The organism is Oscillospiraceae bacterium (assembly GCA_035380125.1).
GTDB lineage: Bacteria > Bacillota > Clostridia > Oscillospirales > JAKOTC01 > DAOPZJ01.
In genome coordinates this window covers 71,684-96,350 of sequence record DAOSWV010000007.1, presented here as the reverse complement: position 1 = coordinate 96,350, position 24,667 = coordinate 71,684, and the positions used below count along the sequence as shown (strand labels likewise).

The 24,667-nt window shown below is 51.5% G+C and carries 21 protein-coding genes; 14 read left to right on the top strand and 7 right to left on the bottom strand.

Going from position 1 to position 24,667, the window contains the following annotated elements:
* Window positions 1-11: 11 nt before the first annotated feature.
* From PK629_03955 to PK629_03945, 3 genes are all read right to left on the bottom strand, one after another.
* On the bottom strand, window positions 12-566 hold the full coding sequence (locus PK629_03955) for a hypothetical protein (GenBank protein HOP10628.1): 555 nt from the start codon (window positions 564-566) through the stop codon (window positions 12-14).
* A 56-nt stretch (window positions 567-622) separates the two neighbouring features.
* Window positions 623-1,813, bottom strand: a complete 1,191-nt coding sequence (locus PK629_03950) for a DNA polymerase IV (GenBank protein HOP10627.1) — start codon at window positions 1,811-1,813, stop codon at window positions 623-625.
* Between the two features lie 284 nt (window positions 1,814-2,097).
* The gene (locus PK629_03945) at window positions 2,098-3,720 is read right to left on the bottom strand and encodes a DUF4038 domain-containing protein (GenBank protein ID HOP10626.1); all 1,623 of its coding nucleotides are present in this window, start codon (window positions 3,718-3,720) and stop codon (window positions 2,098-2,100) included.
* Window positions 3,721-3,928: 208 nt separating this feature from the next.
* Between PK629_03945 and PK629_03940 the strand changes: the two genes are divergently transcribed.
* Window positions 3,929-5,329 (top strand): Ada metal-binding domain-containing protein, encoded by a 1,401-nt coding sequence (locus PK629_03940; protein ID HOP10625.1) that lies wholly within the window; start codon window positions 3,929-3,931, stop codon window positions 5,327-5,329.
* A 270-nt stretch (window positions 5,330-5,599) separates the two neighbouring features.
* A complete protein-coding gene (gene ade, locus PK629_03935; GenBank protein HOP10624.1) occupies window positions 5,600-7,294 on the top strand; it encodes an adenine deaminase in 1,695 nt (564 codons plus the stop codon).
* Between the two features lie 84 nt (window positions 7,295-7,378).
* Here the strand turns inward: ade and PK629_03930 are convergent, their stop codons facing one another.
* The 4 genes from PK629_03930 to ispE all read right to left on the bottom strand — a co-directional run bounded on the left by PK629_03930 (window position 7,379) and on the right by ispE (window position 9,909).
* Window positions 7,379-7,786, bottom strand: coding sequence for a PaaI family thioesterase (locus PK629_03930; protein ID HOP10623.1), 408 nt, complete (start codon window positions 7,784-7,786; stop codon window positions 7,379-7,381).
* Between the two features lie 12 nt (window positions 7,787-7,798).
* On the bottom strand, window positions 7,799-8,788 hold the full coding sequence (locus PK629_03925) for an alpha/beta hydrolase (GenBank protein HOP10622.1): 990 nt from the start codon (window positions 8,786-8,788) through the stop codon (window positions 7,799-7,801).
* Window positions 8,789-8,828: 40 nt separating this feature from the next.
* Window positions 8,829-8,990 carry a hypothetical protein gene (locus PK629_03920; GenBank protein HOP10621.1) on the bottom strand — a complete coding sequence of 54 codons (162 nt, stop codon included), beginning with the start codon at window positions 8,988-8,990 and terminating at the stop codon, window positions 8,829-8,831.
* A gap of 73 nt (window positions 8,991-9,063) precedes the next feature.
* Complete coding sequence (gene ispE, locus PK629_03915; protein HOP10620.1) at window positions 9,064-9,909, bottom strand: 4-(cytidine 5'-diphospho)-2-C-methyl-D-erythritol kinase; 846 nt, start codon at window positions 9,907-9,909, stop codon at window positions 9,064-9,066.
* 178 nt (window positions 9,910-10,087) lie between these two features.
* Here ispE and PK629_03910 point away from each other — a divergent pair, with 178 nt between their 5' ends.
* From PK629_03910 to murA, 12 genes are all read left to right on the top strand, one after another.
* Entirely contained in the window at window positions 10,088-10,639 is a 552-nt protein-coding gene (locus PK629_03910; GenBank protein HOP10619.1) for a DUF6106 family protein, read from the top strand.
* A 16-nt stretch (window positions 10,640-10,655) separates the two neighbouring features.
* The gene (locus PK629_03905; GenBank protein ID HOP10618.1) at window positions 10,656-12,191 is read left to right on the top strand and encodes an NAD(P)H-hydrate dehydratase; all 1,536 of its coding nucleotides are present in this window, start codon (window positions 10,656-10,658) and stop codon (window positions 12,189-12,191) included.
* 94 nt (window positions 12,192-12,285) lie between these two features.
* Window positions 12,286-13,662: a hypothetical protein gene (locus PK629_03900; protein ID HOP10617.1), complete on the top strand. Its 1,377-nt coding sequence runs from the start codon at window positions 12,286-12,288 to the stop codon at window positions 13,660-13,662.
* Window positions 13,663-13,923: 261 nt separating this feature from the next.
* Entirely contained in the window at window positions 13,924-14,328 is a 405-nt protein-coding gene (locus tag PK629_03895; protein ID HOP10616.1) for a division/cell wall cluster transcriptional repressor MraZ, read from the top strand.
* Between the two features lie 2 nt (window positions 14,329-14,330).
* Complete coding sequence (gene rsmH / locus PK629_03890; GenBank protein ID HOP10615.1) at window positions 14,331-15,260, top strand: 16S rRNA (cytosine(1402)-N(4))-methyltransferase RsmH; 930 nt, start codon at window positions 14,331-14,333, stop codon at window positions 15,258-15,260.
* A gap of 66 nt (window positions 15,261-15,326) precedes the next feature.
* Window positions 15,327-15,905 carry a hypothetical protein gene (locus PK629_03885; protein HOP10614.1) on the top strand — a complete coding sequence of 193 codons (579 nt, stop codon included), beginning with the start codon at window positions 15,327-15,329 and terminating at the stop codon, window positions 15,903-15,905.
* A 216-nt stretch (window positions 15,906-16,121) separates the two neighbouring features.
* Complete coding sequence (locus PK629_03880; protein ID HOP10613.1) at window positions 16,122-18,401, top strand: penicillin-binding transpeptidase domain-containing protein; 2,280 nt, start codon at window positions 16,122-16,124, stop codon at window positions 18,399-18,401.
* 39 nt (window positions 18,402-18,440) lie between these two features.
* The gene (locus PK629_03875) at window positions 18,441-19,880 is read left to right on the top strand and encodes a UDP-N-acetylmuramoyl-L-alanyl-D-glutamate--2,6-diaminopimelate ligase (protein ID HOP10612.1); all 1,440 of its coding nucleotides are present in this window, start codon (window positions 18,441-18,443) and stop codon (window positions 19,878-19,880) included.
* 15 nt (window positions 19,881-19,895) lie between these two features.
* Window positions 19,896-20,912, top strand: coding sequence for a phospho-N-acetylmuramoyl-pentapeptide-transferase (gene mraY, locus PK629_03870; protein HOP10611.1), 1,017 nt, complete (start codon window positions 19,896-19,898; stop codon window positions 20,910-20,912).
* A gap of 38 nt (window positions 20,913-20,950) precedes the next feature.
* Entirely contained in the window at window positions 20,951-22,192 is a 1,242-nt protein-coding gene (gene ftsW / locus PK629_03865; GenBank protein HOP10610.1) for a putative lipid II flippase FtsW, read from the top strand.
* An 11-nt stretch (window positions 22,193-22,203) separates the two neighbouring features.
* Complete coding sequence (locus PK629_03860; GenBank protein ID HOP10609.1) at window positions 22,204-23,331, top strand: UDP-N-acetylglucosamine--N-acetylmuramyl-(pentapeptide) pyrophosphoryl-undecaprenol N-acetylglucosamine transferase; 1,128 nt, start codon at window positions 22,204-22,206, stop codon at window positions 23,329-23,331.
* 59 nt (window positions 23,332-23,390) lie between these two features.
* The gene (murA, locus tag PK629_03855; protein ID HOP10608.1) at window positions 23,391-24,653 is read left to right on the top strand and encodes a UDP-N-acetylglucosamine 1-carboxyvinyltransferase; all 1,263 of its coding nucleotides are present in this window, start codon (window positions 23,391-23,393) and stop codon (window positions 24,651-24,653) included.
* Window positions 24,654-24,667: the final 14 nt, after the last annotated feature.

The following is a 24,667-nucleotide window of genomic DNA, read 5'->3' as shown; positions in this document are numbered from 1 at the left end:
CTGAAGCCATATCAAATAAACCCCCGGAGCATTTTGCTCCGGGGGTTTTCGGTTTTACCGGAAAAGCGGACAAGACCAGCCGCTGTAGATCGGCGGGAATCCGTTTCCGCCCATTTCTTCACCGGGTTCATCGTTATCGTCTGGGTCTCCATGACCTCCGGAGCCTCCATGACCTCCGGGGCCTCCGGGGCCTCCGGGGCCGCCAGGGCCGCCAGGGCCTCCGGGACCGCCAGGGCCTCCGGGACCGCCAGGGCCGTCAGGACCTCCGGGACCATCGGGGTCATTAGGGCCGAAAGGACCCCAAGGGTTGAACCTGCGGCAGCAGCAACAGCAGCAACAGTAGCAGCAGCGCGGGAAACAGTAGTGATGGTGATGATGGCAGGGATTCGGTCTCTTGTCTTTGCAGCAGCAAGGATCGTTGGGCCTTCTATCTCTGCATTGGATGCCTTGGCTGATAATCGGCATTCCTCCGCAGCAAACGGTGGGTTCGCGGAAAATCGGCATACCTCCGCAGCAGACAGTGCGGTTTTGATTGCAGCAATTAGCCATACAAATATCTCTCCCAAAATATTTGGCAGGCCTGCCGCTATATCATATGTGAACGCAGTAGAAAGGGATACAATCAATCAGTGTCGAGGGTGTTGGCATATCGGAGCGCATCACGGCCGTATTTTTTTCGGATACGGTCTTTTGTTTCCTCCAGTTCATGCATTTTTTCCCGTTTATAATCAGCTTGGGAAAACAGGGAAAGCTGTTCTTTGGCATCACAGGGGACGAGATTATGGGCGGTCACGGTGATTGACCGGATCAATTTTCCGTCGCGGTAATTTGCCGTGATGATCTCCATGGCGATCTCGATCAGTTCCTTGGTAATATCGGTGGGGTTTTTGGTCGGTTTTTGCCGGGAGATCGTATGAAACTGCGGATCCTTGAGCGCAACATTAACGGTTGTGCAGCGCATTCCACAGGCCCGCAGGCGTCCGGCGACCAGTTCACAGAGTTCCGTAACGCAGTTTCGCAGCTCCTGCGTCTTGGATAAATCATGGGGCAGGGTGGTGCCGTTACCGACCGATTTGACCTCGTGCGCATGTTCAAACGGAAGCACGGGGCTGTCATCAAGGCCGTTGGCAAAGTCGCAGGCAGCCGGACCGCCTTTTCCAAGCGTTTTATATAATAACTCACGGTCAGCCAGTGCGAGTTGTCCGATCGTGCGGATGCCGATTCTGCGCAGCGCTTCCGCAGCATTTCCCCCGATATAAATCATAGCATCGACCGGCAACTTCCAGACGATGTTGCGAAAATTTTCCCGAGTGATCACCGTGACCGCGTCCGGCTTTTTATAATCGCTGCCGAGTTTTGCAAAAATCTTATTAAACGAAACACCCACCGAGATAGTCAGCCCAATCTCGGATTTGATCCGTTTTCGCAGGGTTTCTGCGATATCCGGACCGGAGCCGAAGAGCTTTTGGCTGCCGGTGACGTCAAGCCACGATTCATCGACGCCGAACGGTTCGACCTGTTCGGTGTATTGCTGGTAGATGTCGTTGATTTTCAAATAGTATTTGTGATATTCTCCGTGTCTGGGCGGAACGAGCACCAGCCCGGGGCATTTTTTTCGTGCCTGCCAGATGGTCTCGGCCGTAACAACGCCGCTTTTTTTAGCCAATTCATTTTTTGCCAGAATAATGCCCGAGCGGGTTTGTTCGTCACCCGCAACCGCCATGGGAACGTCGCGGTACTGCGGATTGTGCAGACATTCGACGGAGGCGAAAAACGCATTGCAGTCGCAGTGCAGAATCACCCGATCACCCATCGTTTTTCACCTCCTTCGTCATTGCGAGGGGCTTCAGTCCCGTGGCAATCCAGACCGCGCGGTTAATCCGGATCGCTCGTTAATCTAGTTCGCTGGTTCATCCATACGCTTATTCTCTGGATTGCTTCGTCTGAGCGCGAGGCTCTGACTCGCGCTTTTCCTCTGCAAAGACGGAGCAAGGCCTCTTATGATTCATGGAAGGGTAATTTTTACTGAAGATCAAATTACGAATTTATTATAATGCAGTCAATGTCCTATATAACGGACACGTGTCCGCCGGACGTTTAGTCCGCTCTTTGCAGCACAATCACATGGTCGCCGAACCAGCGGTTGCGCGGCGGTGTCCAGCTGCCGTCCGCTTGCGGGGTGATTACACCGTAGTCCTCAGTTACCCCGGAGATCGGATAATAACGCATGGCTTTGTATTTCACATTCGGCTCGATGTTGGTAATCGTGTTCTCACCCCAGAAATCACCGCCGAAAAATGGGCAGAAAATTACACGGATTTCCCCGGGAATACCCGCGCAGAACATCCCGTCGAGATCGGTATAGGAGCAGGGCTTTTTAACCCACTCGGGATGCCGTTCAAACTTGTGCCACGGAAACTGCGTCAAAAATTTCTTGCTTTCACCGACCTGCTTGGAACCGGGCAGTTGATAGGCCTCCTGCCACGGGGTATCGCCCCAGGTGGCACCGTGCGGAGACGGGCCATAGGGTTTACCGATGCTGTTCAGCTGCCAGATGCCGTTTGCGCCGTAGGTGTGACCGCAGCAGCCCGTGAGCACATTGGCCCAAAAACAGTATCTCTGGATATCGGGCCCGCTCGAACCGCAAATGCCCTCGTAGTTGACTTCGGCGTCAATGACCGGCATTTTCTTGCGGTCGACTGCTGCTTTGACCTGTTTGATGGTCGGCAGCAGGGAGAGCGGCCCGGCGTGTCCGGTCTGGAGCATATCTAAATCGAGCAGGGTCTCATCCTCTAATTGCTCATGCCCGTTTTGGGTCGGGTGAATCGTAATCAGCCGCTTAAACGGGTCGTTTTCTTTGACATGGCGCGTCAATTCGGTCCATTCACGGCGGGCTTTTTGAATATATTGCTCATAGGTGATCTTGCCCGAGACTAGATCAGGGTCGTCATAAAACGCCATGTTGGCTTCGCCGGCGAGGCACCAGACGACCGGATAGGCCGCCCAGCGCGCAATCAGGTAATCCCAGTGCCTGCGGATGTTCTCAACGCCCGCGAAGCCCGTGAAAAAGCCCCAGCAGCCCACGATACAGGGTACGATGCCTTGTTCGATCAGATATTGAATCTTTTTATCAGCTGCATCAAAGTAGGCCGGATTGATCGCATTAAATTCCGGGTCCCACGGGAAACCCGCTTCGTTCGCGCCGCGCTCGTCGAACGGCTCCATGTCGGGATAAAGCCCCGCGATAATTTGAACCACCGAAAATCCCTTTTCGACGCGGTCGGCAGTCAGTGTTTTAAAACCGTCGGGCCAGTCGAGACGGGTCGTGAAGGCCATCCACCAAGTGTCTCCGAGCCAGAAAAAAGGCGTACCGTCCGCGTGTTCGAGGTATTTGTTGCCGTTGTTCTTTCGAATTGCACCGTGCAGATAGAGCGGATTCTTACCGATGTAGGGCGTTACTTCAACTTCACCCGTCACGCCGTTTAAGCCGGTATTTCCACCGTCGCTGCATTCCGTGACAAACCGATGTATCCCGATCATCGTCGAGCTGTACCGGATGCGCCAGATGTCGCTGCCCGCCCAAAAAGCCGAAACCTTTTTCATGCTGCCGTCGGGTGCGGTAAATACGGCAAACAAAGAGATTTCATTAAAAGGGCCTTGATATGTTCTCGCGGATTGCAAAGTGATTTCTGCGACTTGATTTTGATGGGTCCGGTACAAAAAAAATCCCTCCTGTGTTTTTGAACATCTTAAGCTCATTATAACAACCCTATATTTCTTTTTCAAGTCCGATTTATAAAGTGAAGTCCGTTTTATCGCCCACCTCCCGTGGTACTCTTAATCCCGTCATCAAAATTTGCTTCATCCGACTCACGGCGACAAAATGAGCGCTGCGGCGGTGGTATGACGAAATAGGGGGATTATCGGGATGAAAAAAGCCATAACGGTATTTCTGATTTTATGCCTGTTGCTTTCGGGATGTGTTCAGGCTGCATCGTCACAATCTCAAAATACAACGTTTTCGAATAAACAGGTCATGTCATCAGTGCCGGAAAGTGTGCTTCCTTCCGAAAATTCACTTGCGCAAAGCCGGACGTCTCACGATTCAAACTCGCAGTCCACACAGACGGATATAGGGTCAACCGAGAGCGGTTTTTGGATTCGTTTTTTAGATGTCGGACAGGCTGACAGTGCACTGGTCATGTGCGGCGGAAAATATATGCTGATTGACGGCGGGAATGCCGCGGACAGTAATTTGATCTATGCTTGCCTGAAGGATGAAGGCGTTGAGACGCTGGACTATATCATCTGTACACACGGTCACGAGGATCATGTCGGCGGACTTTCGGGCGCTCTCAACGCCTGCGGGGTTCAAACCGTTCTGTCGTCGTGCAAAAATTACGATTCCGAAGCTTTCCGCAATTTTTTAAAATATGTTGAACAGGCAGGCGCTCAAATTACGATCCCCGAAGTCGGAGACGAATATGCGCTTGCTGATGCGGTATTCACGATTTTATCCCCATCGAAGCAATATGAGGATGAAAACAATAACTCCATCGTGTTTCGGTTGGTTTATCAAGATACCTCATTTTTATTCATGGGCGACGCCGAGCGGGAAGCTGAAGCGGATATTCTCGACAGGGGATTTACGCTCGAGTCTGATTTCATCAAGATCGGACACCATGGCAGCGAAACCTCGACCTCATATGTGTTTTTGCGCGAGGTGATGCCCCAATATGCCGTCATCTCCGTCGGCAAGGACAATTCCTACGGTCACCCGGATGAAGCGGTGTTGAGCCGCCTGTACGACGCCGATGTCAAAGTATTTCGTACCGATCAAAACGGTGATATCCTTGTTGAGAGCGACGGGAAAACGCTGCACATATCCGCGGCAAAGAACACCACAGGATCGTCCCTTGCGGCGGTTTCGGTTGGAAAGACCTCCTCAGCAGCCGAGACCGGCGGTTATATCGGCAATATCAATACCAAAGTGGTGCATCTGGCCTCGTGCGGCAATCTGCCCGCTCCGGAGAACCGAGTATATTTTGCGACGCTCGAAGCGGCACTGGCACAGGGATATACACCCTGCGGGAATTGTCTTCCCGATACGGCTGCATCGGCGCAAAGCAGCGCAAAAACTTCTTCTTCGGAGACGCCGGTGATCAACACCGGGCAGACCGTCTTTATCGGAAATAAAAACACCAAAGTGGTACATTTGCCGACTTGTTCCTTTCTGCCCGATGAACAAAACCGCGTCTATTTCCAGACATATCAGGAGGCCGTCGCCGCAGGATACCGCGCCTGTCAGAAGTGCCATCCGGACAGATGAGCTTCTTTATAATGTAAAAATATTGAAAATAAAACGGGGATGTGGTATGATGGATTTATCATAAGGAAAGGCACATCCGAATATATTCACCCGGATTCCGGGGAATAGAAATAAGAATAAAACTCCCGCCGTTTGCAAATTGCAAACGGCGGGGTTATTTGCTGTCCCGATGTCTTTGCTCTTGCAATATTTTCGATTATATGTTATAATCCGAAAAATTCTATCAATAACATGGATAAGAGAATGGACTTTTCAAAAAGGAAGGACTCTATGAATAATACAATTCGGAAAAGATCAATCAATGAGGCAGCAGGAAAACAAAAAGCGGACAAGGTATTCAAGAATGCGCGGGCGGTCAACGTTTTTTCCGGCGAGATTCTGAAGGCCGATATCGCGGTTTGCGGTGATACGATTGTGGGCGTCGGTGCTTATAAAGGTGAAACCGAGATTGATCTCGGCGGTAAAATTGTCATCCCGGGGCTGATTGACGCGCATCTGCACCTCGAATCCGCAGCGGCCAGGCCCGAAGAGACCATATTGCTATGTATGAAGAGCGGGACACTCGGGTTTATCGCCGATCCGCATGAAGCCGCAAACGTCTCCGGCTGCGTGGGCATCGACTATATGCTTGACGCGACCGCCAACTTGCCCGCAGACGTGTTTATGATGATCCCATCCTGCGTACCATCCATCCCGTCCGAAGATAACGGCGGTATTCTCGACGCCGAGATGATGAAAAAATATTTCGACAATCCGCGCGTTTTGGGGCTTGCCGAGGTGATGGATATTCCGGCCGTTATCAATGGGGATAAGGCCATGGCCGACAAACTGAAACTGTTTTCGAACCGTATTATTGACGGACATGCCGGGGAAAAGGACGATAAAGAGATTGCCGCCTGCCGGGTGGCGGGCATTGAGACCGACCACGAGTGCTGTGATATCGACTCAGCCATCCGCCAGCTGCGCACGGGTTTTTGGGTGTTGATTCGGGAGGGCAGCGCGGCGCATAATCTCGAGGCAATTGTAAAGGGAATTCTCGATAAGAATCTGCCGACGGAGCGGTTTTGCTTCTGCACGGACGATAAGCACATCGCCGATATCAAGCGCGAAGGCCATATCATCGCCAATATCCGAAAAGCGGTTGCGCTGGGCATGGATCCGGTTACGGCAGTTAAAATGGCTACGATCAATCCTGCGGCCTGTTACGGACTGAAAGAGATCGGCGCAATCGCACCGGGCAGGAAAGCCAATTTTATCGTCGTCGAGGACTTAAAAGATTTTAAAATCCGGGACGTTTATTATCATGGAGAGCACATTTCAGATACCTCAGCGAAAAATAAGCAGGTGCCGACGGCATTGAAAAAGACAATCAATATCGCCAAAGTCAGCGCTTCGCAGCTTCGTCTTGAGGGTTCGGAACAAAAGGTGCCGGTCATTTGCCTCGTTCCGGGTCAGATTCTGACCGAGCGCGAAGATGTCGTTTTGCCTTGTAACGACGGCATTTTTATCCCTGACCGAATTTATAATAAAGTCGCTGTGTTCGAACGGCATAAGGCCACGGGAAAAGTCGGAGTTGCCGCACTAAAAGGCTTTGGCATTGAGAACGGCGCAATCGCCTCGACTGTGGCACACGATTCCCATAACCTGATCGTCGCCGGAGATAATGACCGCGATATGCTGCTTGCGGTATCGATGCTGATCGAGAAGCAGGGCGGGTATGTACTCGTAAAAAACGGCAAAGTCATCAACGCGGTCGGGCTTGAGATTATGGGCCTGATGCCGATGGCAGATGCGGATTTTGTGCAGAATGAAATTGCCCGATTGAAAAAAAACGCCCATCAAATGGGCGTAAATGCGGACATCGATCCGCTGGTGACTTTGTCGTTTTTATCGCTGCCGGTGATCCCCGAATTGCGCATCACCACCAGAGGGCTATACGACGCCGTCCGAGGCATGTATTTGTAGGGGCGGATATCATCCGCCCGCATGTATACTTATTCTGAATATTGAGTATGCGCGGATTTGTTTTCGGGCGGATATTATCCGCCCCTACATTGTTTTACAAACTTTTCTGAATCCGGTTGCCGAAACCGAGGCGACTTTGGTGCCCAGCTCGTCCGTGATCTCGACAATAAAATAACAGGTGCTCTTGCCGTCTTTGATGCAGTTCGCTTCTGCGAACAAGGTCTTGCCTTTGGCGACGTTCAGATAGGCGATCTGTGAAGTCAGCGACTGAGTCATCACCCCTCCGATATTGGCGGCGACTGCAAACGTGAAATCGGCCAGTGTGAAGATCGCACCGCCCATGACCGTGTTTGCCGCGTTCAGGTGTTTTTCTGTGACGTCAAGGCGGCATTTGGCATAATTGGGTGCGGCCTCGAGTATTTCGATGCCGGTTGTCTCGACGGCGTAGATGTCGGCTTTAAAAAAGTCCTTGGCTTTTTGCAGATAATCCATTATGATGTTCCTCTAATCAATATATTTTTTCAAAAATCCTTCGACCGCTCTGCCGTAGCCCTCGGGGTCGACGCAGCAGGCTTCGGCGTGTTTTGCGCCCGGGACGATCAATTTTTCTTTGGGCCCCATCGTTGCGGCATAGACCTTATCGATCATAAATGCGGGGACAAAATCGTCATCAGCCCCGTGGATAAACAACATCGGAAGATAATTCTTATTTAACTGTTTGACGGCGCTGGCCTGCCAAAATCCCCATCCTCCGCGGATTCGGCAGACGAGATTTGAGTATTGCAGAATCGGGAAGGGGACGATGTTGAAGAACGTCTTCATGCAATAGCCGAACTGTTCTGCCGCCGAGGTATAGCCGCAGTCCTCAATAATTGCCTTGACGTTGTCGGGCAGTTTTTCGCCGGAGGTCATCATCACGGTTGCAGCGCCCATGCTGATCCCGTACAGCACGATTTCGCAGCGGGGATTTTCCGAGACCAGCAGATCAATCCATTTGATGATATCGAGCCGGTCTTTCCAGCCCATACAGATCACATTGCCCTCGCTCTTGCCGTGTCCGCGCAAGTCGGGCATCAAAATGGAGAATCCGGTTTTATAAAAGTGCTTTGCCAGCTGCCGGTACATCAGATGATCGCCGCCGTAGCCGTGCACCATAATCACCTGTCGTTTTGCGCTGTTGTCTCCGAGTTGATAAGCGCGCAGCGTCAGACCGTCATAAGAGGTGATTTCGCGTTCTTTGCGCGTTTCGAATATCTCAGCCCATTCAGAGTCGGAGTCTTGCACAAACACATTCTGCGCCGGGCATTCCTGCGGAACCGTCTCAGAATCCTCTGAGGGTTGATTATTAAAATTGATGCGGTCATATTTACGGTTGAGCGCATGGTTATAGAGTAAATTTCCGAGCGCCAGACCCGGTACGATCGTAACGCCTGCCAGAATTCCGAGACAGCTGTGCACAATCAGTTTTCCCGTCGGAACTTTTTTCAATTCCATAATCGCTTTCTCCATCCTCATTGCAATCTTATGTATGGGTCTATCTTCTTCTGCGGCAGCGTCTTTCGGACAAAAACCGAAGGATGACAAAAATTAAAGCCCCGCAGATCAAAACCGCCCAAAACGGCGGAATTATAATTGCGATAATCACGCCGCCTGTAATTCCCACAGAGATCAAAACCCCGCTTTTCAAATCCAGCATAAGAATTCCTCCAAACATAACCTATGGTTACATTTTATTTATACCAAAGTATATGTCTGCAGGAAAACGGGTGTTAACCAAGAATGCTGACCCCCTTGCGTTCCGGTTTTGTGCGAATAACGTGATAACCCAGAAATATGAGATCACTTTCGCAGGGGGTATTCGGCTTTTCGAACATCGCAAACGCGGACGGACCGCTGCCCGAGAGTCCGAAGCAGATCGGGAAATACTGTTTTACGGCTGAAAAAGCTTTATCAAAAAGACCGCCGTACAGGGGCAGAAAATCATTGTGGACGCTGCGGCGCAGGGATCTAAAGTCGGATGTATCCGGTGTTGCGGGTTCGGGTTTTTCATTCGGAAACCGGCGATCATATTCAGAAAACATCTGCGCCGTGCCGGATTTGGTATCTTTAGAGAATATTAATAATTCACAGTCCGGAATCGGCAAAAGCGGTTGAACCTGTTCGCCGGCACCGGTTACCAGAGCGGTAGATCCGACGATGCAGAACGGAATGTCCGCACCGACGCCGAAACCGATTGCACACAGTTCCCGCAGCGAAAGCCCCGTGCAAAATAATTCATTCAAACAACATAATACCGCCGCACCGTCCGCGCTGCCGCCGCCGAGTCCCGCAGCTGCGGGAATGTGTTTTTCAATATCGATGCGCAATCCCGAATTTATAATACCGACAGCTCGGAAAAACGCGTTGGCGGCAGAGACGGTGATGTCGCTGTCGCCGAAGGTTCCCGTTCCGGGGGTGATCAAGCCGTCGTTGGTGCGGGTGAGGGTCACACGGTCACAAAGCGAAACGCTTTGCATCACCGAATGCAACTCATGGAGACCGTCGGCGCGTTTGGACAGGATCGAAAGCGATAAATTCAATTTTGCGAACGCAAGCGCCCCGATGGAGTTGTTCAAACAGACCCACACCTTTTATCAAAAAAATGATTAATATATTTATAAAACGGCTTGTTAAAAACAATTTTTTTGCGTTTTTAACGTAAACGAGCATATCATGAAAGGCAAAAAAAGTCAAGGTTGAAAATTGCTTGGAACTATGATAGAATACCTGTAATGAATGTCTTTGGAGGACAATATGGAGCAGTATTACGAACAAACCGTGCAAAGAAAACCGACAGCCGGAGAAAGAATAATGGCTGTGTTTGTATGGATCGGTGCCGTCATTATTGCCGCTGCCGGATTTTATCTGATGGTGTTCAAATATCCGCAATACGGCGGCACATTGTTGGCATTGATTTTTATGCTCATGGTTATCATGCTCGCGGTGTTGTACACTAAACGGCTGAGTCCCGAATTCTGCTACGAGTTCATCGAGGGAAATATCAACATTGATAAAATTCAAAAAAAAGGCGTTCGTGCTACGTTAACACGAATTGATTTTACACGCATCACCTCTTTCGGGCGATATACACCCGCCAAGAAACGCGAATACAAACCCTATCGCGTCTTCAGCGCCTATACCGGCAGTACCAAGGAGCTCTGGTATACGGTTTGCTTGGCCGATCGGGGCAGAAGAGACATGGTGATCTTTGAACCGGATGAACAGATGTTGGAACTGATCAAACGGACGCTGCCGATTCAACTGCGTCTGGCCGTGTTCGGAAAGGGAAAAGAGACCACGCCGTAAAAAGGGGGTCGTCACGTTGAAATTGCTCACCGCTTCCCAGATGAAAAACGCGGAGCTGCTCGCCGACTGCGAGGGGCTCTCTCAAGCCGTGCTGATGGAAAATGCGGCAAGGGCAGCTGCAGAATCGATTCATCAGCGTGTTGAACCCCGTAAAACAGTTGTGGTCTGCGGAAACGGCAACAACGGCGGAGACGGTTTTTTGTGCGCCTTATACCTTGCTTTGGCGGGATTTGAATGTTCGGTTATTTTGGGGCGGGGAAATCCGGGAACAGCGGCCGCTCAGCTGGCATTTGACAAAATCGGAGACAGGCTTGAAATTTTGGATTTTCGCGGAGACGAAGACGGTGCAACCGAGTTGATCTGTTCGGCGCAGGTACTTGTCGATGCGGTGTTCGGAATCGGCTTTCACGGCGAAACGGATGAAAAGACGGCGCGTCTGCTTGGAATCATGAATTCCTCGCACGCGCTGAAATTTTCTCTCGACATCCCGTCGGGCTGCCGCGCAGACGACGGAAGTGTCGATAAAAGCGCTTTTCGTGCTGATGTGACCATTGCGTTCGGGGCCTGTAAACCCGCGCATTATATCTGCCCGTCGGCTCAAAAATGCGGCGAAGTCGTTTTGGCAGATATCGGCATCAAACCGGAGATTTTCGAACAGTACGGAACCATCGAACTGACCGACGCGGCTTATATCAAAGAGCGGTTTCCCCTGCGTGAAAAATACACCCATAAAGGCGATTTCGGGCGCACGCTTGTATTGGCGGGTCAGCCGGGGATGTGCGGTGCGGCGAAACTGGCCGCAAAAGGCGCATCCAAGGCGGGTTCGGGCTTGGTTGAATTGTTTTCCGACAAGCGTATCGGCGGTGCAATTGCCGCTGATCTGACCATACAGATGACAAATTTTTATACGACCGATGCTTATGACACGATGGGCTACGGGCACATCGATGAGCGCGGTGCGCAAAGCATCTATGAACAGGCCAAACGGGCGACGGCACTTGTGGCCGGATGCGGATGGGGCAGCGGCAGCGACCGGGCCGATATCATCTTTGAACTGGCCGACCGCACCGATATTCCGATGGTGCTTGATGCCGACGCACTCAATTCCATCGCCGAATACCGCGAATTGCTTGCCCAGTACGGAAAACGTCTGATATTGACGCCGCATCCCGGCGAATTTTCCCGCCTGACCGGCATTCCGCTGGTCGAGTTACTGGAGAAAAAGCTCGAAGCGGCGCTGGATTTTGCAGGCCAAAACGATGTGACACTGCTGTTAAAAGGCGCGGATACGATCATCACCGACGGCGAGCGGATCTGCGTGGTTTCGGCGGGCAGTCCGGCGATGGCCAAAGGCGGCAGCGGCGATGTGTTAGCCGGCGTGATCGGCGGATTTGCGGCGCAGGGCGTCGAACCATTTGACGCAGCCTGTCTCGGTGCGTGGTGCTGCGGAAAGGCCGGGGAATACGCCGCAGAAAAATACTCCGTCACCGCCGCCGACGCCACCAACACCCTCGAAATGCTCTCTCAGGTGTTCTTGGAACTGGAGAATTAGATTACATATTTACAGCGATTCACCCAAAGGTGTTTTCGCGCCTTTTTCATCCCATAAAATGGATTCCAATCAAATCAATAAAAGGAGAAACATCATGAAAAAGTTCTTCGCAATTCTGACTTGCCTTGCACTGCTGTCGGCAATCCTGCCGCTGACCCTGTCTGCCGCCGGAGTCCTGATCGACGCTTCAAATTTTCCGGATCCCGTTTTTCGGCAATATGTTCAGCAGTTCGACCTCAACAAGGATGGCACGCTTTCTGAAAAGGAATGCGCGGCGGTCACGACGATTTCTCTCAATGAAATTACGGACGGAACGGTGATGTCGCTTGAGGGGATAAAAAACTTTATGCAACTTGAGCGGATTTGGTGTTATGGCAATAACCTGACGGAATTTGATCTCTCTGGGTTGACACAGTTACTATATGTCAACTGCTCGGATAACAACCTTGAGTCATTGAATCTCTCGGGATGTATAGCGCTGACGGGTTTGTATTGTGAGTATAATCAATTGAGTGAGATCAATGTCTCGGGCTGCGTGTCGCTTTCCGAAATCGAATGCAGCAACAACCGACTCGATCAGCTCAATCTCTCGGAGGCGGGAGAATTACAGCGCTTGTCTGCGTTTCAAAACAACATCTCCGCACTTGATCTGAGCGCGAACAGCAAACTTCAGTCCTTTTCTTTATCCTCGCAGATCGTCACCGCGCAGAAGACTGAACAGGGCGGTAAGTGGACGGTCGATCTCGGCACTTTGGTCGGGAAAGATAATCTAAGCAAGATCATCTCCTGCAGCAGCGGGACGCTGGATACCGCGACGGGCATTCTGTCCTTTGACAGTGAGCCGTCGGAATTCACTTATACATTTCTCACCGGGGCCGCTCCGGACCTCTCGGTGAAAGTATCGCTTTACAAAGGCGGCGCACCGGTCATCACGGCCAACAATCTCACGATTATTCAGCGCGATACCGCGTTTGACCTGAAATCCGAACCGGGGTTGAATCTGCGCGCGATCGATCCCGAGGACGGTGATCTGACCGATCAAATTCAAGCACATGTCAAGGTCATATCGTCTTACACGGCGGAATCGGGTGTAAATGCGGTATATGACACGATTCAGGCGGTCGACACCCGAACACTCGGGCGCTATACTATAACTTACACCGTGACCGACGGTGACGGAAACACCGCTTCGCTGAACGTGTATGTGTATGTTCAAAATAATTCGATAACCTCCCCGGCGCTGACCAGCTCTGAGATTTCGGTCGTCAACAGCGATCTCCGGGACATAAGCGATACCCAGACATCGCTGATCAGCGATGTCTCGGCTTTGAGTCAAACGACTTCGATGGTCGATGTTTCATCGCCGACGATGGGTGCGCAGAATTCAGGCGTCACAGTGGTACTGGTTCTCATGATAGTCTCGGCAGCCGCTGTTTTCTTAATCGTCAAACGCCGAGCAAAAGCCGGATGATACGACAATAGCCGACAATAAAGTCACACAAAAAGCGAGGATTTCACCTCGCTTTTTCTGTTTTGTGACAAAAATCACATAATCACAATAAATGTTAAGATATTACTATTTTTATCTTGATTGCCGTGCTTGCATATGGGGGCGAAATGCGGTATAATAGGGTCACGGTGGGTTAAATAGGTGAGCCGAGGTTGAAAGTGGTGAAAAAACCGCTCGAAACGGACACTTTGCCGTCGAAATTATACGAGAGGAGGAAGGACCTTGCTGATCGGCAGTTTTACGTACAATATCGACGATAAAGGCCGGTTGTTCGTGCCCGCGAAGTTTCGCGAGGAGATGGGTGAGTCCTTCGTCATTCTCATGGACGGCGACTCCGGGTGTCTGGCGGGATATTCCGCGGTGACTTGGGAGCGCGTAAAAGAGAACATCGAGAGCATGCCCAGAGACGTGCGTCTCGGAATGCGCGACATCTTTCGTTTCGCCATCGAGGTCACACCGGACAAGCAGGGACGCGTCACCATATCCCCGGAACTGCGCAAATTGGCGGGTCTCGAGGAAAAAAGCGAAGTCGTCATCATCGGCGCGATGAACTACATCGAGATCTGGAGCAAAGCCAAACTGCCCGAAGCGGGACCGTTCAAGATTCCGGGCAACATCGGGTTATAAAAATGGAATTCAACCACTACAGCGTGATGCTGGATGAATGCATCGAAGGGCTTGCAATCAAACCGGACGGCGTCTACGTCGACGCCACAGCGGGGGGCGGCGGACACTCGGAGCAGATTGCAAAGCACCTGACGACGGGTCGCCTGATTGCGATAGATCGTGACCCGGAGGCGGTGAAGGCGGCAAGTGAGCGGCTTTCAAAATACAACAGCGCAAAGGTTTACCATGACCGTTTCAGCCGGATGGCAGGGCTGCTTTCCGAGCTTGACATAGACGGCGTCGACGGAATCCTGATCGATTGCGGGGTATCGTCACATCAACTCGACGAAACGGGGAGGGGTTTTTCTTACAAAAACGAAGCAGAAGCTGACATGAGGATGGATCAAACGAGGGGTTTGTCCGCGCGGGAGGTTATCAACACCTATAAAAAAGAAGATCTCGAGCGGATATTTTACGAGTATGGAGAGGAACGTTATTCAAGAAGGATCGCCGCGGCGATCTGCGAGGTTCGGGCCAAGCGGGAGATAAAGACGACCACCGAGCTGGCGGATATTATAAAGAACGCCATGCCGGCTGCCGCCCGAAGCGAAAAAGGACATCCCGCCAAACGGTGCTTTCAGGCCCTCAGAATTGAGGTCAACGACGAGTTGGGAGAGCTCGCCGCAGGCATGGAAGCCGGATGGCAAAAATTAAACCACGGGGGCCGGATGGTCATTTTGACCTTCCACTCACTCGAGGATCGGATGACAAAGCGGTTTTATAAAGACAAAATCACCGATTGTATCTGTCCTCCCGAATTTCCGATTTGCGTATGCAATCACCGGGCAGAAGGCAAATTGATCACAAAGAAACCCATGCTGCCGTCTCAGAAGGAATTAGACGAGAACCCGCGTTCGCAGAGCGCAAAGCTGAGAATTATAGAGAGATTATAAAGTAAAGAAAGATAAAAATTCACGGGCACAAAATAAGGGATTAAAAGAAGAGAGGAATGGTCTGCCATGGCACAATACGACAATCTCGCGTACGACTTTTCGCGGTTTGACCGCGAGGCGCGTCAGCGCAGGCAAGCCGAGGCTGCCAAAAAGACCATTCAAGCGGACTTTACGCCAAAGTCCGCTGCGGACATTACACTAAAGCCGGTCAAAAAACCCACCTTGAAAACGCAGGTCTCCGAAATCCGGGGCATGGATGCATCAATCAGCCGGCTGCGTATGTCGAAGATCGCCAAGGTTTTTACGGCATGTATCGTGTTGATGATCATGTTCGGCGTAGTGGTTTACAACCAAGCAAAACTGAACGAGGTCAATCGAGAGATCACGCGTACAACCGCGAAGATCCAACAGTTAAAAACCGACTATCAGGAAATGAATCGGGAGCTTGAAGAACGGGTCAATATCCGCACCGCTGAAGACGTAGCCAAAAACGAATACGGCATGACGCCGATCAGCAGCGATCAGGTGAATTACATTACATTACCGGTTGAAGAAGCTGAAACCGGACTGCGCAGTGAAAACGGCATTTTTGCCACAATCGGCAGGTTCTTTGAGCAGGTCGCGGCATATATCAGCGGGAACTGAAATAAAATTAAAATTGAACTGAACATGGAGCCGACATCGGAAAGTGTCGGCTTTCATTTTAGAAACAGGGGCAAGTTTGTTGTGTGGAAGAAGTTTCATTTGACCAAACTATAAAATTTGAATTGAAACCTTGTCGCTGTTATTATAAAATAAATAACGCCTGAAAGGCGTCAACTCTTGCGAAAGGCGGCCAAAGGGATGGGCGGCGAAAAACAAGTGTCAAAAACAGAATTACCGGTCAGCGGCAGCAGTCCGAAAATGAAAAGGCGGCTGATTATTCTCGGCATCATCATCTGTGCGGTTATCGCGCCGGTGCTGGTGGCCAGTTTATTTAATATCCAATTTCTCGCCACCCATAACGGAAAGAGTTATGCACAGCTTGCTCTTGAAAACCAACTGAAGGACTATACCATCACGCCGATACGCGGAACGATATACGACCGCAATTACAAAGTGCTTGCGCAAAACGCCACCTGTTGGATGCTGGACCTGTATCCGTCGGAGATCCGAAAACTCGACGACGGAACCGCGGAAGGTTCGCAAAAAGCGGAGACACTGCGCAATCTTCTGGCAGACAACCTCTCGGTCATCCTTGATATGGATCGCGAAACGGTATATAACTATACTCAAAAAAATGTCAGCTATGTCTGCGTCAAGCGCAAAATCGAAAAAGAGCAGGCCGATCAGATCAGTGCATTCATTGCCGACAACAAACTCAGTTGTATTTCACTTGCAACAGATACCAAACGTTATTATCCCTACGGCAATTTTGCGGCAACGCTGCTCGGTTTTACCGGTACGGACAATCAGGGTCTGTACGGTGTGGAATTATATTATGATGAATTGCTGAAAGGAACGCCGGGACGCATTATCAGTTTAAAAAACGGTATCAACGTCAACATGCCCTCTGAATACGAGACGACGATTGATGCGGAGGACGGCGCCAGTTTGGTGCTTACCATCGACGAGGTGGTGCAGCTTTATCTCGAAAAGCATCTCGAAGCCGCGGTAGAGGATCACAACGTCACCAACCGGGCTGCCGGCATCATCATGGATGTCAATACCGGTGCAATTCTGGCGATGGCGACAAAAGGGGATTATAATCCGAACGAGCCGTTTACCATCGACAGCGAAGAAATTCGCGAAGAACTCACAAAACTGGATCCTGATAAATACAAAGCGGCTTTGAGCGTGGCGCAAAACGACCAGTGGCGCAACAAAATAACAAGCGAGGTCTATGAACCGGGCTCTGTCTTTAAAATTATCACCGCAGCGTCAGCGCTTGAGGAAGGTGTGGTGGATCTCGACGATACATTCACCTGCAACGGATATCTTCAGGTGGCCGACCGGCGTATCAGCTGTTGGAAGGCAGGAGGGCACGGAGTCCAAACTTTCGGCGAAGCGTTGGGGAATTCCTGTAACGTCGCGTTTATGCAGATCGGCGCACGACTCGGGGCAACCAAGTTCATGGAATATTATGAGGCTTTCGGGCTTACCGAAAAGACCGGCATTGATCTGTCGGGCGAAGAAATCGGCATCGCGCATGACGTTGAAGAAATGGGTCCGGTGGAATTGGCGGTATCGTCATTCGGTCAGACCTTTAAAGTCACCCCGCTGCAAATGATCACGGCCGTCTCGGCAGTTGCAAACGGCGGCAATTTGATGCAGCCCTATATTGTCAAGAGCGTCGTCTCCGCAGACGGCGTAGTCCAACAGACCACAACGCCCACGGTTCGGCGCCAGGTGATTTCGGAGGAGACCTCCGATACCATGTGTGAATTGCTTGAACAGGTGGTCAGCTCGGGCACCGGGCGAAACGCCTATGTGGCCGGATATCGGGTGGCCGGTAAAACCGGTACGTCCGAAAAAATTGACCTTTATGACGAGGAAGGCAACAAGCTCAACGAGGTCATCGCCTCGTTCTGCGGATTTGCTCCGGCGGATGACCCGCAGATTGCCATTTTGGTCATCCTCGACCAGCCGCACAGCTTTTCCAATTTCGGCGGTCAGATTGCAGCGCCGTTAGTGGCTGACATTCTCGGCGATGTTTTGCCGTATTTGGGCATCGAGCCGATTTATACCGAAGAAGAGCTTGCAAATCTCAGCGTCACTACGCCGGATGTCACCGGTAAGAGCAAGTCGGCAGCCGACAAGACGCTGACCAACAAGGGCTTGAAGATGCAGGCGGTCGGAAGCGGCGATACCGTGTTATATCAGGTGCCTGCGGCGGGCAGTTCCATTCCGAAGGGCGGCACGGTTGTCGTGGCCTTCGGCAGCGACTCGGTCAAAACGGTCGTTGTGCCCGATCTGACCGGCGATTCGGTCGGAACAGCCAACAGCAAGCTGACCAACCGGGATTTGAACATTTCAATTGTCGGTGCGCGTGCGGGCAGTTCCGAAGCGATTATCGCCTCCCAGAGCCCTGCGGCCGGAACCGAAGTGGAAATCGGAACAGTCGTTGAAATTCGCTTGCGTTATACCGACAGTGTGGAGTAAAATAGAATAAGGACGAATTCCGAAAGAACCTGCGAAAGGATGATCATAAGAATGCGGCTGTATCAATTATTGGAACGCGTGGATGTATTGTCGGTCTGCGATGACGGCGAGATCACCAGCATTGTCAGCGATTCACGCAAAGTCTGCCCGGGAGATCTGTTTGTGGCCATCAGCGGAATCCATTTCGACGGTCACAACGCCTGTGCCGAGGTACTGCAAAAGGGCGCGGCGGCGGTCGTCGTCGAGCGCGATTTGGGCCTGCCGCATCAGGTGATCGTCAGTGATACAAGGGCGGCTTTAAACAAACTCATCGCCGCTTATTACGAATACCCCAGTGAACGATATAAACTCATCGGTGTGACCGGCACGAGCGGCAAGACCAGCACGACGTTCATGGTCAAAGCGATGCTGGATCGTCTCGGAAAAAAGACCGGCCTGATCGGAACGGTCAAATGCATGGCCGGCAGCCGGGAATTTCCCGCAGACCAGACGACCCCCGAACCCGAGGAACTGCAGCGCCTGTTCAAGCTGATGGCGGTCGAGGGCTGCGAATATGTTGTCATGGAGGTCAGTTCGCAGGGCATTGCGCAGGGTCGGATCGACGGCTGCCGTTTTGAAGCGGCGGCGTTTACGAATTTTTCGCAGGATCATCTGGATTACCATGGCAGCATGCAGGCCTATCTGAATGCCAAAAAGCCGCTGTTCGCATTGGCGAAGACGGCCGTTTCAAACGCGGATGATCCCAAAGGTGTCGAAGGTATGGAATTGTTCGCGGGCAAACCGCTTTTTATCTCGGCAAAGGGAAAAGGTGCGATGAACGCATCCGATGTCGAATGCAATATTCAGGGTACGCAGTTTAATTTGGAATACAACAGCGAAAAGCGGCATATCAAAGTTCCGGTATTGGGCAGTTTTACGGTCTATAACGCAATGACGGCGGCGGCGCTGCTGGTACAGTGCGGGTTTGGATTTGACGAGGTCTGCCGATCCTTCGGTGCGGTTTCGACGGTACCCGGACGGCTTGAGATCATTCCGACCGGCAGGGATTTTACAATTTTGCTGGATTACGCACACAAACCCGACGCACTTGAAAAGGTCCTCAAAACCGTACGGAGTTTCTCGACGGGGAGAGTAGTTGTGGTGTTCGGATGCGGCGGCGACCGCGATAAGCTCAAACGCCCGCTGATGGGTAAAATCGCAGAGGAACTGGCCGATTTTGTCTATGTCACCTCCGATAATCCGCGCCATGAAGACCCTGAGGCCATTATCCGGGAAATTATTGACGGAATGAAACAACCCAAAAAGCGCAAGGTTATCTGTGACCGGCGCGAGGCCATCAGAACCGCAATTTTGGAACATCAGCCCGGTGACGTCGTGATTTTAGCCGGCAAGGGTCACGAGACCTATCAAAAAGTCGGCGATTCGGTGCTGCATTTCGATGAGCGTGAAGTCGCGGCGCAATTCCTGAGTTTATTATAATAAGGGGCAGATCCGATGAACAATACACTTTTAATTGGAACGGGCGCTCTGATCGCCTTTATCATCACCTGGCTGTCCGGGTATTTTATGATTCCCTGGCTGCATAAAATTAAGTTCGGCCAGCCGATCAAGGAAATCGGTCCGACCTGGCACGAAAAGAAGCGCGGAACGCCGACGATGGGCGGCCTGATGTTCATTTTAGCGGCGATTGTCGCTTTGATCGTGACGATGATTGCGACCGGCGGAGCCAATGATACTTACGGATCTGCCGAAGCCGTTGAGAGCGTCAATTTGAAATTGATCTGCGGCTTGGTCATGGCCTTGTTCTTTACATTCTGCGGATTTTTGGATGATTACGCCAAGGTCTCGAAGCAAAATAACGCGGGGATTTCCGGTTGGCAGAAAATCTTTTTACAGACACTTACGGCGGTGGCCTATCTTTCGACAATGGAATTGCTGGGCCTTTCCGACACCTTGCTTTGGGTGCCGTATGCGGGTTGGTTCGACATCGGGTTTTGGTATTATCCTTTGATGATCGTGCTGATCGTGGGAACGGTGAACGCAGTCAACATCCACGACGGTATCGACGGCCTCAGTTCAACCACCACGGCGATTTCCTCCGCTGCTTTTTTAGTGATTTTTTCGGTGCTTCACGCATTCGGTGGGCAGGTTTGGGCAGCGATCATTTTGGGCTGCTGTCTGGGCTTTTTAATACATAACCACAATCCCGCAAAGGTCTTTATGGGGGATCTAGGCAATCACTTTTTAGGCGGCGCAATCATCACAATGGCTTTTTATTTAGGAAAACCGCTGCTGTTGATTCCGATCGGCATTGTCTATTACATCGATATGCTGTCGGTCGTTTTACAGGTGGCTTCGTTCAAACTCACCGGTAAGCGGATTTTTAAGATGAGCCCGATTCATCACAGCTATGAGATGAGCGGTTGGAGCGAAAACAAGATCGTACTCTTATTCTCTGTCATCGGATTGGTCGGCGCAGTCGTAGGGGTGGTTCTCGCAATCAATGGGTAAAGTTAAAAATCAAAATCTGTGAAAGGTCATTCATAATCATGCAGAGGACAGGTCAGAATACGCCCTCGGTGCGAACGCCCTCGGGGCAACCGCACACGGTGCGGGGAAATCTTCGCACCATACAGGCGCCGAAAAAGAAGTCGTTTTTCTTCGGCATTGCCGCAAGGGGCTATTTTGACATGCCTTTTTTCTTTCTGATCATCATTTTATTGGCGTTGGGACTGGTGATGCTGTATTCGGCCTCAAACGTCTATGCGCTCCAACACGAGGGAAGCAGTGCATTTTATGTGATGCGCCAGCTGCGGTTCGCCATTTTCGGCGTGTTGTTTATGATGTTGATCTCTTATATCAACTACAACGCGCTCAAGCGTTTTGCTTGGATTTTTTATCTGATCGGACTTGCGCTGCTGGTTGTGGTTTTATTCATGCCGGCAAGAAACGGCGCACATCGGTGGATCTATATCGGCAGCTTCAACTTCCAGCCGTCGGAGTTGATGAAATTTTTTATCATCGTGCTGTTTGCAAAAATCATCTCCGATTTCTCCGAAAAAGCCGATTTTGAGCGCAGGATGCGCAGCTTTAAAAACGGTGTTTTGCCGTTTTTAATCTTATTGGTTCCCGTCGTACTTTTGATGTATAAAGAACCGCACATGTCCGGTATTGTATTGTTTGTGGCAATCACAGCGGTTATGATGTGGGTCGGCGGAACGCATTGGGCCTATTTTGTCGGAATTTTCGGCTCGATTGCGGTCGGCCTTGTCGCAGTGGTGTTGTCGGGTAACATCCAGTACATGCTTGACCGGGTGTCTTATTGGCTCGATCCATGGTCGGACCCGCTCGATAAGGGATATCAAACCATCCAGTCCCTGTATGCGATCGGTTCGGGCGGGTTATGGGGCGTGGGTCTCGGCAATTCACGCCAAAAGCATTTGTATATCCCAGAGCCGCAGAATGACTTTGTCTTTTCGGTGGTCTGCGAAGAACTCGGTTTCATCGGGGCAATTATCGTGATTTTATTGTTTGTTTGGCTGGTATGGAGGGGCTTTAAAATTGCCTTCCGGGCCAAGGATAAATTCGGCGCGATGCTGGCCGTGGGGCTGACCGTTCAAATCGGCCTGCAGGCGCTCCTGAATATCGCGGTTGTCACCAACACCATCCCGAACACCGGTATCTCACTGCCGTTTTTCTCTTACGGAGGGACGTCACTGATGATGCTGCTTGCCGAGATGGGCGTCGTGTTGTCGATATCCCGATCTACGACGATTGACAATGCTTTATAGGAGGTAAAACGATGCGGATATTGATTACCGGCGGAGGCACCGGCGGGCATATCAACCCGGCGTTGGCCATCGCGGGATATATTCGAAAATTACATCCGGATTGGGATATTGCCTTTGCGGGCGATCCCAATAAGATGGAGGGCCGCCTTGTGCCTGCGGCGGGTTACAAGATGTACCCGATTAAGATGGACGGGTTGGCAAGGCGTTTGACGTTTAAAAACATCGGTCATAATCTTAAAACTATTCAAACCGCTATGCACGCGCTCAAGGCCGCCGATAAAATTCTCGATCGCTTTCGGCCCGATCTTGTGATCGGGGTCGGCGGTTTTGTAAGCTGGCCGATTGTCAATCGCGCGGCAAAACGAAAGATCAAGACGATGATTCACGAACAGAATACTTTCCCGGGTGTGACCACAAAACTGCTTTCGGGCAAGGTTGATGTGGTGTTGCTGCCGAATTCCAAAGCCGGAGAGCGGCTGCCGAAGGCAAAATATAAAGTCGTCGTCGGCAATCCGATCCGGGATGAGTTTATCTATACCGAACGGGCGAGCGCACGCAGAAAATACGGCATCAAACCCGAGGAGTTTTTAATTGTCTCGGCGGGCGGATCTTTGGGCGCTAAAGTGTTTAACAAGGTTATGGCGGATTTTCTGGGGATGACAAAGACCTTGCCAAACTGCAGATTCGTCCACGGAACCGGCAGGGGCTATTATGAGCCGTTTGCAAAATCACTCAGCGAAGCGCATGTCCGGTTTAACAATCCGGAGGACCGTATCACGGTGACGGAGTTCATTGACGATATGCCGACACTGATGACTGCCTGCGATCTTATGATCAGCAGGGCGGGGGCTTCGACACTTGCGGAGTTGGCCGTCACAGCCACTCCGGCGGTTTTGATCCCGTCTCCCAACGTCACTGAAAACCATCAATATCACAACGCCAAACTGATCGAGCAAAACGGCGGCGCGGTGGTGATCACCGAGAACGAGCTGACGGCGAATCTGCTGTATGATACGGTCAAACGCATCATTTCCAATCGGGAGACCATGGAGAACATGCGCAAAGGGGAACAAACCTTAGCCATCTACGACGTCTGCGACCGTATCTACGAACAACTTCGGCGTCTTTTTAAACAGTAACAGCCTTCGGCCTTTCGCATATTATGGGTTGTACCCACAATATTCGAAAGGAACTCTATATGGCGGATTTGGCAGTCATCGGCGGTAAACGGCTCATCGGCGAAATTAAGGTTCAAGGTTCAAAAAACGGCGTATTGCCGCTTATATCTGCGGCTTACTTATGCGACGGGCCGGTAAAACTCACCAATTGCCCGCATCTGAGCGATATCGACAGCTGCATTGAGATATTGACCTCACTGGGCTGTGATGCGACGCTGGAAAACAGCGTCATGAGCATCAAACCGGCATCCGATCCGGGTTATACCATCGATGACGCGCTGATGCGGCGTATGCGCTCATCCTCAATCTTTCTGGGCGCGATGCTGGCAAAGACCGGACGCGCCGAAATCACCTATCCGGGCGGCTGTGTATTGGGCTGCAGACCGTTGGACATCCATCTGCACGGCCTGCGTGAACTCGGTGCAAACGTCAGCGACAGCGGCGGAAGAATTGTCTGCGTCGCCGAAAAACCCTTGAAGGGCGCAAAAATCTCTTTTTCGTTTCCGAGCGTCGGCGCGACCCAAAACATCATGATTGCGGCTTCAACGGCGGTCGGACATACGACGATCATCAACGCGGCACAGGAGCCGGAGGTCGAAAAACTGGCTGAATTCCTGAACACCTGCGGCGCAAAAATCAACCTGCGGGGCAGTGTCATCTCGATTGACGGCGTCAAGAAGCTCAGCGGCTGTGAATTCGAGAATATGCCCGACCGGATTGCAGCGGCGACTTTTATGGCCGCGACGGCCATCTGCGGCGGCGAGATCTACATCAGGGGCGCGGTCGCCTCGGATATGGACTCGGTGCTCTCGGCTTTTGAAACCTGCGGCGGACGGATTTTTTCCGGAAAGGACGGCATTTATTTTCGGTTTAAAAAGCCGCCGAAACCAATCCCGACTCTGCGTACGATGCCGTTTCCGGGCTTTCCCACCGACGCGCAGCCCTTACTTGGTGCGGTTTTGGCCTATGCAACCGGTACGTCGACGATCATCGAGACGATTTTTGAAAACCGCTTTAAATATGCCGACGAACTCAATCGGATGGGCGCAAACATGCGGGTCTATGACCGAACGGCGATCATCGAGGGCAAGCGGGTTTTGCAGGGCGCGGAGGTTGCGGCAAGCGATCTGAGAGCCGGTGCGGCGCTGGTCGCGGCAGCATTGGGCGCCGAGGGCAAGAGCATCATCCATAACACAGAGTATATCGCCCGCGGCTATGAGGATATCCAACGGGATTTTGCGGCAATCGGCGGCCGCATATGGAAAGAGTATATCGAGGATTAGTTCAGAGGGGAAGT